This is a genomic window from Streptomyces sp. NPDC056948 (assembly GCF_042674225.1).
In the GTDB taxonomy this organism is placed as follows: Bacteria; Actinomycetota; Actinomycetes; order Streptomycetales; family Streptomycetaceae; genus Streptomyces; species Streptomyces purpurascens.
In genome coordinates, this window is record NZ_JBHUQX010000073.1 from 18625 (window position 1) to 28216 (window position 9592).

Below are 9592 nucleotides of genomic sequence, written 5' to 3' on the forward strand. Positions count from 1 at the left end.
GGTGCCGTCGGGCCGGCTGCCACGCTCCTCGGGTGGGGGTGGCCACTCCTGTTTCCGTGCTCGCATGGCCGACAGGAGGAACTCCGTGCGTTCGCTGTTCAAGGGGTTAGCCGGAGCGCTCGCCGCCGGGGCGCTGTTGATGGGGGGAGGAGTGGCGGAGGCCGATACGTCCCCGCCGTCGGAGCCGGCGATCGACTGGAAGCCGTGCCCCGATCACGAGAGGGCCGAGTGCGGGACGCTGCGGCTGCCGGTGGACTGGTCCCGGCCGGAGGGCGAGACGTTCGACCTGGCCGTGGCCCGCCGCAAGGCGACCGACCCGGACCGCAGGGTCGGCGTCCTCATGGTCAACCCGGGAGGTCCGGGCGACTCCGGCGTGAACTACACCCTGACGCGGGCCGAGGCCCAGCTCAGTGCCGAGCTGCGGTCCAGATTCGACATCGTCGGCTTCGACCCGCGGGGCGTGGGCGGCAGCCGGCCGGTGATGTGCTCGAAGAAGCTGCTGGGCGAGCAGCCGTCGGTGTATCCGCGCGACCAGAAGGAGTTCGAGCGACTGGCGGCCTACAACCGCGAACTGCGCGAGGACTGCCGCCGCCACAGCGGGCCGATCTTCGATCACGCCGACACGCTGTCCGTCGTCCACGACATGGAGGCCCTGCGCAAGGCGCTGGGCGAGCGGAAGATCAACTACTTCGGCCACTCCTACGGCACGCTGATCGGCGAGCAGTACGCGGAGCTGTACGGCGACCGGATCCGTGCCATGTCCCTCACCGCGAACATCGACCACAGCATCACCGGCGCCCGGGAGTTCCTCGTCTCCTCGGCGACATCCGCCGAGGACTCCTGGCACCAGTTCGTGAAGTGGTGCGACCGTGCGCGCTCCTGTGCCCTGCACGGGCGCGACCTCCCGGCCGTCTGGGACGAGCTGCTGGAGCGGGCCGACCGGGGTGAGATACGGGATCCGGAGACGCCGGGCCGGACTCTCGGCGCGCTCGAGATCTCTCTGCGCGTCTTCAAGATGTTCTACGGACCGGACTGGGCCAGGGCGGCGACGTTCGTGGCACGACTCGACGCGCAGCGGCCGGAGACACGGCCTGCGGCGTCCGGCCCGGCCGAGACGCCCGAGACCGGTCAACCGCTCGAGGCGCAGCCCCTGTTCGCGGTGTTCTGCCAGGACTGGCGGTTCCGGCCGCGCGACCACCGGGAGTTCGCGCGCCTGACCGCGGCCGAGCGGCAGGCGGGAGCGCACATGCGCGGCTCGCCCCGCGTGCACGCCGCGCTGGCCGGGTGCGTCGGCTGGCCGGAGCGGGTGAACAATCCGCAGCACGATCTGCGCGTCGCCAAAGCCCCGAAACTGCTGATGATGCACTCCCGGCACGACCCGGCCAACCCCCTCTCCTGGGCGGCCGAGGTGCGCCGGCAGACCCGCGGCAAGGCCGCCCTGCTGACGTACGAGGGCGCGGGACACCGCGTCTACGACCGGAGCGACTGCACCCGCGACGCGATGGACGGCTACCTCGTGGCCCTGAAGGTCCCGCGCGACGGCAGCCACTGCCCCGCGGCCGACCCGGCCGCCGGGGACTAGGAGTCGGTCCGCGCGACCTCGTCCATGCGCTGCTGCTGCGCCGCGGTGAGTGTGCGGACCATGAGGGCGGCGGTCCCGGCCGCGGCCACGATCACCAGGTCGGCGGCGAGCAGGGGCCAGACGCCGGTGTAGGCGCGGGCGATGACCTCGTCGGTGGAGTCGGCGTAGATCAGGCCGACTCCGCCGCACAGGCCGGCCAGCCACAGGCCCCACCACCAGTTCACGACGGCGGGCAGCCGCCGGTCGGGGAAGACCGACCCGTGGACGTCCGCGACCATGCCCCGGGGTATCCACAGGTTCACGACAGGCACGATCCAGCCCAGGAAGAGCCAGAGGTACTGGTACCGCGGTTCCTTGCCCGAGAGGGCACGGGCGTTGTCCCGAACGCGGTCCAGCCAGAGCAGGAACACGAGCGCGCAGACCACCGTGACGGCGCCGCCCGCGGAGCTGACCAGGTGGTAGGAGTCCTCCAGGGCGTTGAGAGGACGGTGGACGCCGTTGCCCTGGTCCGGTGGGCCGGACGCCGGCTCGCCCGCCATGGCGAGCCGGATGTGCCAGACCGCCCGGACCGTCCAGGCGACGCCGGCGAGGGCGAGAGCGACGACGGCGAGGCGGGCCGCGCCGCGGACCGGGCGCAGGGGGGAGGCCTGAGCTGCGAGGGGGGATTCTTTTTCATTCACCGGGTCATCCTGTCGCACCCCTTCAACCGGTCTTCTGGTCGCACCCCTTCGCCCGGTCTTCCGCCGACTCAGTCCTGCCGGCTCAGTCCCGCCGGCTCAGTCCCGCCGCCCGGCCCTCCTCGTCCCACCGCACCTCGAGGACGTGGTCGACGGCGTCCCGGTCGAGGGGGCCGAACACATGCGGGAACAGGACGTCCCCGGCGACCCCGGGCGGCGGGGCGGGGGCCGCCGCCTCGAACGCCACCCGCGCGGTGAGGCGCGCCTCGTCGAGGGCGAGCACCAGCAGGGGCCTGGGCGCGTCCCGGTAGAAGGCGTTGACGACGGCCAGCGTGGCCGGCTCGTCCGGGGAGCAGTGCACGAAGCCCTCCTCGGCGAGGGAGTCGGGCGCGTACGTGCGGCCGGGGGCGGTGTTCCAGACGGTGAGCGGTACGACGTGATAGATCATGGCCCCGTTATAGACCCGTCAGAGTTTCAGGGCGGCGATGGTGCGCCGGGTCGCCTCGGCGATCAGGGCGTTGGAGGGCTCGGCCCCGTAGCCGGGCCGGTCGGTCATGACGGCCAGGACGAGCGGATCGGTGCGGGGCGGGCGGACGATCGCGATGTCGTTGGCCCTGCCCCAGTTGCCCGTACCGGTCTTGTCGGCCACCTCCCAGCCCTTGGGGAGCCCGGCCCGGATGCGCCGGGCGCCGACTTCGGTGGCGTTGCGCGAGAGCCAGTCCGTGAGCAGGGCGCGTTCGCCGGAGGGCAGGGCGGTACCCAGGAGCAGGGCGCGGAAGTCGGTGGCGATCGCCCGGGGAGTGGTGGTGTCGCTGGGGTCGTCGGGCCGTACGTCGTGCAGTTCGGGCTCGTAGTGGTCCATGCGGCTGACCTTGTCGCCGAGTCCGCGCAGATAGGCGGTGAGCTTCGCCGGGCCGCCGAGGTCGCGCATCAGCAGGTTCCCGGCCGTGCCGTCGCTGTACCGGACGGCGGCGTCGCAGAGTTGGCGGAGGGTCATGCCGGTCGCGACGTGCTTCCCGGTGATCGGCGCGGTGGACTTGAGGTCGGCCTGTGTGTAGGTGACGCGCCGGTCCAGGCCACGGAGGGAGCGGTGGTGCAGGACCGCCGCCGCGGCCAGTGCCTTGAAGGTCGAGCAGAAGGCGAAGCGCTCGTCGGCGCGGTGGATCACGGTGGCGCCGGTGCCGGTGGCGAGGGCGTAGACGCCGACGCGGGCGCCGTACTCGCGCTCCAGGTCCGCCAGCCGTGCGCGACGGACGGAAGGCGCGGGGGCGGGCGGAGTGGTCGTGGACGTTCCGCCTGCCCGGCCGGTGTCCCGGCTGGCGCCCCGGTCGGTGTCCGTGCCGCAGCCGGCGAGGGGGAGGAGGACAGCGGCGGCCACGAAGGCGCGGCGGGACGACGAAGAGGACCCGTCGACGGACATGCGGGGTGCGGCCTTCACTCGGGGCTCCTTCACTCGGGGTCGCCGGAAGCGGCGGCCAGCAGGCTGTGGACGATCGGCCCGGCGGAGCCACCGCCGGTGACACCCTCCTCGACGACGCAGGCCACGGCGACATTGCCGCGGTGGGCGACGAGCCAGCCGTTGTTGTCCTGCGCGTCGGAGACCTCGGCGGTGCCGGTCTTGGCGCCGATCTCGCCGGGCAGATCGGAGAGGACCTCCGCGGTGCCGTCGGTGACGGTGGCCCGCAGCATCGCGCGCAACTGGGTGACGACGCCCCGCGGGAGCGGGGTCGTGGCGGTCTTGTCCTCGTTGCCGTCGGTGAGCGAGGGCTGGTGGAAGGTGCCGGACACGGCCGTCGCGGTCACGGACGCCATGAGCAGCGGATTGGCCTGCACCCGGCCCTGCCCGATCATCGAGGCGGCCTTCTCCGTCTCGTCCTTCGGCGCCGGCACCGAGCCGTCGTACGTGGGAGCCCCGACGTGCCATTCCTGGCCCACACCGAAGTACTTACGGGCCACATCCCCGAGTTCCCCGTCGTAGAGCCGGTCGCGCAGGCTGATGAACGCGGTGTTGCACGACTCGGTGAAGTCCTTGCGGAAGGTGGCGCCCGGGTGTTCGGAGAGCTCCACGTTCTGGAACCGCTTCCCCACCGTGAGGTACTGGGGGCAGTCGACCACCTCGTCCGGCTTGACGGCGTCCTTGAGCAGCAGGGCGCTGCTGGTGACGATCTTCCAGGTGGAGCCGGGCGCGTAGGTGCCGGAGAGGGCGCGGTTGAAGCCGGAGGCCGGGGAGTTCGCCACGGCCAGGATCTCGCCGTCGTCGATGCGCAGGGCGACGAGCGCGGCGTTCTTGCCCTCGGCGTGGGTGGCGAGGGCCTGCTCGGCGGCGGACTGCCAGCCGGCGTGCAGGGTCGTGCGGACGGGGCCCTTGTCCCGGACCGTCCGCGCGCCGAAGGTGGCCTCCGTGCGCTCGACGTCCCCGGTGGCCCGGTCGACCAGGTGGATGGCCCCGCGCGCGCCGGTGTCCGTGCCGTCTCCGCCGAGCCGGGTCATGAGGGGCGCGAGGGAGGGGAGTTCGTCGCCGGACAGGGCCGTGCCCTGCCGGTCGATGACCTCGGGGGGCTTCGTCTCCTCCCGTTCGAGGCGGAACTTCTCGGTACCGCTCAGACGCGGGTGGACGACGGACAGCGTCCAGTCCACCTTCCAGGTGCCGTCGCTCCGCTGACGCAGCGGCAGCTTCGACTCGTAGGTCCAGGTGCCCAGGCCGGTGACGGGCATCCGGGCGGTGAACGGGACGGTGACCGTGCCGTCCTCCGCCTCGGTCGCGGCCTTGGCCTTGGCCTTGAGCGCGGGCTTTGTGATCTCGAGTCCGGCGGTGAAGCTGTCCAGCACGCGCTGTGCGGCACCGGGGCTGGTCGTACGGCCGGCCGCGCTCGGCAGCCGGCCGGCGGCCCAGTCGGCGAGGAACGCGCGGGCCTGTTTCCCGGCCGCGGGGTCGGGACCGGTGTCCCGTGCGAAGGGACCGAGACCGGCCGCGTACGCCCCGCCCGCGGCGACGGCCAGCACCACCGCTCCCGCGGTGACGGCCCGCACGGCGTTCCGGCGCCGTCTGCGGTCCCGGGTGGAGCGACTGGTGTATTCGGCAAGGGAGTCCATGCGCCGAGAACAGCAGCGCCGTGGGCAACCTGTCCAAGACCTTTATCGATCTCGCATCGATCAATACCGGATATGGTTACTGTTCGTGGACCTGGTGCGGCACCTGGAGTGCTTCGTGGCTGTTGCCGAAGAGTCACACTTCGGCCGTGCCGCGGCTCGCCTGGGCATGGCCCAGCCGCCGCTCTCGCAGCGCGTCCAGCGACTGGAGAGGCATCTGGGCGTCCGGCTCTTCGAACGCACGAGCCGTCAGGTGAGCATCACCGAGGCCGGGGCGCTGCTGCTGCCCGAGGCGCGGGAGGTGCTCGCCCGCTCCGAGGCGCTCATGGCCACCGCACGTCGTATCCGGGACGGCGAGACCGGGCTGCTGCGGGCCGCGTTGCCGCCCGACATATCCGGCGACACGGTCGCCGCGCTGCTCGCGGGATTCGCCGACGCCGGTAGCGCCGGTGTGGAACTCGAACTGCACGAGCTGCCCACCGCCCAGCAACTGGAGCGGTTCGCCGCGCACGAGCTGGACGTCGGGCTCATCCACCACCCCTGTGACGTCTCCGGCCTGGAGCTGGGCCCGGTGCTCCGGCGCGAACTGGGCGTACTGCTGCCGGGCGGCGCCGCGGCGGCCGGGCTCGACGAGGTCCCCCTCGCCTCCCTCACCGGCTACGACCTGATCCTCTTCCCCCGCACGGGCGCTCCCGCGGTCTACGACGACCTGCTGACCACCTGCGCCCGCAACGGCTACACCCCGCCCGCCGTACGGCACGCCCAGGGCACCAGCTTCGTACGCGGACTGGTCCTGTCGGCGGAGGCGGTGTCCTTCAGCCCGCGGGACGCGCACGGCCCTGGGGAGGGCAACGGGGAGGGCTCGCGCCGAGGACCGGCCGCGGGTGTCGTCTGGCGTCCGCTCACCGGGGCGCCACTGGCCCTGCGGCACTCCGTCGCCTGGCCCGGTGGACGCGGTGACGCCGCCGTGGCCGCCTTCGCCGAGGCCGCCACGCGCGCGCTGCGCACCACCGCCGGCGCGACCCCCGACCTGCCCTCCCGCCCGCTCCATCTGCGCCCGGCCTCGGAGTACTGGCTGTGACCGACCCCCTCGCCCGCATCCACGCGGCCTTCGCCGACGCCGGGGTCACCGGCCGGCTGCACGCCGTCGACATCGACTCCGGTGCCCAGCTCGACGCCGGTGCGGACCAGCCGGTCTGCACCGCCAGCGTCCACAAGCTCTGTGTGCTCGTCACGCTCCACGAGCAGGCCGCGGCGGGGATCCTGGACCTCACCGAGCAGGTCGAGTGCCCGCCGGAGGGCCGCACCACCGGACCGACGGGGCTCGCCGCGATGCTCGACGGCGCCCGGCTGTCCCTGCGGGACCTCGCCTATCTGATGATGTCCGTCAGCGACAACGCCGCCGCCGACCTGCTGCTGAAGCGCGTCGGCCTCGACGCCGTCAACCGCACCACGGCCCGTCTGGGCCTCACCCGCACCTACGCCGTTCACACCTTCGGCGAGCTCCTGGCCACCATCAAGGAGGACGCCGGCCCCGGTGGCGCTCGGGCGCTGGCCGACCCGCTCGTCGTCACCCGGCTGCGGGCGCTCGACCCGGCCCGCACCAACCGCAGCACCCCGCGCGACATGACGCGTCTGCTCGGCGCCGTCTGGCGGGACGAGGCGTGCACGCCGGAGCACGGCGCGGCCGTCCGCCGCGTCCTCGGGCTTCAGGTGTGGCCGCACCGGATGGCTTCCGGCTTCCCCTTCGACGATGTCCATGTGGCGGGCAAGACGGGGAGCCTGCCGACCGTGCGCAACGAGGTGGGCGTCGTCGAGTACCCCGACGGGGGGCGCTACGCCGTCGCCGTCTTCACGCGCACGGCCCGCACCTCCGCGCTGCTGCCCGCCGCCGACGCCGTCATCGGCACGGCGGCCCGCCTGGCCGTGGACGCGCTGCGCGCTCCCCAGTAGGCCCGCGGGGTCGCCGCGCCGGTGGTCAGAGCTGGAACTCGGCGGGAGACACCCCCAGCGTGGCGCAGGCCTCGCGCAGGACGGTCGCCTCGGCCTGGGAGAAGTGGCCGTCGGCCCCGGCGATGACCATGCCGGTCTGGATCACGGCCCTGGCCTCGGTGGGCTTCTTGGCGGCCTTGGCGATCTCCTGCATCGCCTCGGCCTTGCCGTGCTGGAAGTTCATCGTGAGCTGGTCCACATGCTTGTGGAAGCGCTGTCGCAACTGCTCCGGCGGGAAGTTCTGCAGCACGTCGTTGCTCAGGATCATCGACTCGACCTGCTGCCGCTCGGAGGCGTCCACCTGCCCGTCGGCCGCCGCGACCAGGGCGCACATCGCCATGCTCGCGTCCCGGTACGCACCGCTCTTCAGCTCGTTCTTCAGCGACCCGAGCTGCGTCTTGAACAGGCCGACGAGCTGGGCCTTGCTGCCGCCGCCGGACCGCGAACCCGAGCTGTGCCCGCCGGTCGCGCCGTGCCCGCCGGTCGCGCCGTGGCCGCCGGACGTGCCGTGCCCGCCCTGGTTCTGCTGGAAAGCCTTGGCCTGGTCCTTGAGCTTGTCCCACACTGCCATTGAGTCACCTCGGTACTAGTCGGAGTCATCTCACGAACCCGCTCCCGCGCGCTCACCGGGTCAACGCCCGACCCCCGGGCAAAGGTTCCGCAAAGCGCGCCCCTCTCTCACCTCCCGTTCTCTCCGTTCCCCCGAGTGGCCCGGGTCGCGATCAGTGGTCCGGCGACGCACGCGGCGGCCAGCAGGATGCCGAAGGCGACGGTGAGGGCCGTGGTGTAGCCGTGGACGGATGCCTCGGCCTGGCCGGTGCGCCCGGCTCCTGCCACGTAGGACGCCGTGGCACCGGCCGCGACGGTGTTGAGCAGCGCGGTGCCGAGTGCGGCTCCCAGTTGCTGGGAGGCGTTGTAGGCGGCCGACGCGGCTCCGATGTCGCGCGGCGGTACGTCCGCGGTGGCCAGGCCGGCCGTCGGGGGCAGGACGCAGCCGAGACCGAGCCCGGTGAGGATCAGGGCGGGGGTCAGGTACAGCGGCAGGACGTCCGTACTGCGCGCCGTCAGGCCGGTCAGGAGCAGCACTCCGGCGGCCGCGGCGACCAGGCCGGGCACGATGAGCGCCGCGGGCGCGACGCGTCCGTGCAGCCTCCCCGCGATGAGGGTGGAGCCGAGCAGGGCGGCCAGGGCGTTGATGATCAGTGCCAGGCCCGCCTGGACCGGTGAGTAGCCGAGGACGGTCTGGGTGTAGTAGCTCATGAACAGGTAGAAGCCGAACATCGCGACGAACATCAGGGTGATCGACAGGAGCGCTCCCGCGCGGGCGCGGTGCAGCAGCACGGGCATCGGCAGCAGCGGGTGCGGGGCGCGGAGCTCGACCACGGCGAACGCGGCCAGCAGCAGGACACCGGCGGCCAGCAGCACGAGCACCTTCGCCGAACCCCAGCCGTACGGTTCGGCTTCGTTGAAGGCGTACACCACGGCGGCGAAGCCCCCGGCGCTGAGCAGCGCGCCCGCGACATCGAGCCGTCCCTCGGCCCGGACCGGGCGGTCCGCCGGCACGAGTGCCGTACCGAGCACGGCGAGCAGCGCGACCGGGACGTTGATGTACAGGCACCACCGCCAGCCGGCGTACTCGGTCAGCAGCCCGCCGGCGATCAGTCCGAGCGCGGATCCGGCGGCACCGACGGCGGCGAACACGCCGAACGCCCGGCCGCGTTCGCCCGGCTCCGTGAAGGTCGTGGACAGCAACGACAGCCCCGCGGGGGCGAGTACGGCGGCGAAGACGCCCTGTAAGGCGCGGGCGGCGAAGAGTGTCTCCGGGTTCCCGGCGGCCCCGCCGAGCGCGGAGGCGACGGCGAAGCCGGCCAGGCCGATGACGAAGGTGCGCCGGTGGCCGAGCGCGCTGCTGACTCTGCCGCCGATCAGCAGCAGCCCGCCGAAGGCGAGGGCGTACGCGGTGATCACCAACTGCCGGCTGCCGTCGGACATGCCGAGCGCGCGCTGTGCGGAGGGCAGTGCGATGTTGACGATGGTCCCGTCCAGGACCACGAGGAGCTGGGCCGCGCTCACGGCCGACAGCGTGCACCATCGTCGGGTCCCGGGGGCGGATTCGATGACTCGGGTATCCATGACTTCAATCGTTTCGTTGAAGGGACCCCGGAGACTTTTCCCGCCGCCGTGGCCGTCCTCCCGTGGCAGTGCGCGGCCGGCGTCCGGCAACCCTCAAGTCCGCGGTGGAAACGGCGAC

9 protein-coding genes are annotated in these 9592 nt (G+C 72.8%); 3 read left to right on the top strand and 6 right to left on the bottom strand.

The genetic code is table 11. From position 1 onward, the window contains the following. Window positions 1-64 precede the first annotated feature (64 nt). The gene (locus tag ACFTZL_RS12340; protein WP_382580788.1) at window positions 65-1582 is read left to right on the top strand and encodes an alpha/beta hydrolase; all 1518 of its coding nucleotides are present in this window, start codon (window positions 65-67) and stop codon (window positions 1580-1582) included. Here the strand turns inward: ACFTZL_RS12340 and ACFTZL_RS12345 are convergent. From ACFTZL_RS12345 to ACFTZL_RS12360, 4 genes are all read right to left on the bottom strand, one after another. After that, window positions 1579-2262, bottom strand: coding sequence for a DUF4328 domain-containing protein (locus ACFTZL_RS12345; RefSeq protein WP_382580790.1), 684 nt, complete (start codon window positions 2260-2262; stop codon window positions 1579-1581). The genes ACFTZL_RS12340 and ACFTZL_RS12345 overlap by 4 nt on opposite strands. Window positions 2263-2344: 82 nt before the next feature. Next, on the bottom strand, window positions 2345-2707 hold the full coding sequence (locus tag ACFTZL_RS12350) for a DUF952 domain-containing protein (RefSeq protein WP_189725529.1): 363 nt from the start codon (window positions 2705-2707) through the stop codon (window positions 2345-2347). A gap of 18 nt (window positions 2708-2725) precedes the next feature. Continuing rightward, window positions 2726-3679 carry a class A beta-lactamase gene (bla, locus tag ACFTZL_RS12355; RefSeq protein ID WP_382580804.1) on the bottom strand — a complete coding sequence of 318 codons (954 nt, stop codon included), beginning with the start codon at window positions 3677-3679 and terminating at the stop codon, window positions 2726-2728. Between the two features lie 29 nt (window positions 3680-3708). Beyond that, entirely contained in the window at window positions 3709-5352 is a 1644-nt protein-coding gene (locus ACFTZL_RS12360) for a penicillin-binding transpeptidase domain-containing protein (protein WP_382580792.1), read from the bottom strand. Window positions 5353-5437: 85 nt separating this feature from the next. Between ACFTZL_RS12360 and ACFTZL_RS12365 the strand changes: the two genes are divergently transcribed. Both ACFTZL_RS12365 and ACFTZL_RS12370 read left to right on the top strand, forming a co-directional pair. Then, complete coding sequence (locus ACFTZL_RS12365; protein WP_382580794.1) at window positions 5438-6430, top strand: LysR family transcriptional regulator; 993 nt, start codon at window positions 5438-5440, stop codon at window positions 6428-6430. Next, window positions 6427-7302, top strand: a complete 876-nt coding sequence (locus ACFTZL_RS12370; RefSeq protein ID WP_382580796.1) for a serine hydrolase — start codon at window positions 6427-6429, stop codon at window positions 7300-7302. The genes ACFTZL_RS12365 and ACFTZL_RS12370 overlap by 4 nt, the downstream gene beginning before the upstream one ends. A 25-nt stretch (window positions 7303-7327) precedes the next feature. Here the strand turns inward: ACFTZL_RS12370 and ACFTZL_RS12375 are convergent, their stop codons facing one another. Next, window positions 7328-7912, bottom strand: a complete 585-nt coding sequence (locus tag ACFTZL_RS12375) for a tellurite resistance TerB family protein (RefSeq protein WP_382580798.1) — start codon at window positions 7910-7912, stop codon at window positions 7328-7330. Window positions 7913-8019: 107 nt separating this feature from the next. Then, window positions 8020-9474: an MFS transporter gene (locus ACFTZL_RS12380; RefSeq protein WP_382580800.1), complete on the bottom strand. Its 1455-nt coding sequence runs from the start codon at window positions 9472-9474 to the stop codon at window positions 8020-8022. Window positions 9475-9592 lie beyond the last annotated feature (118 nt).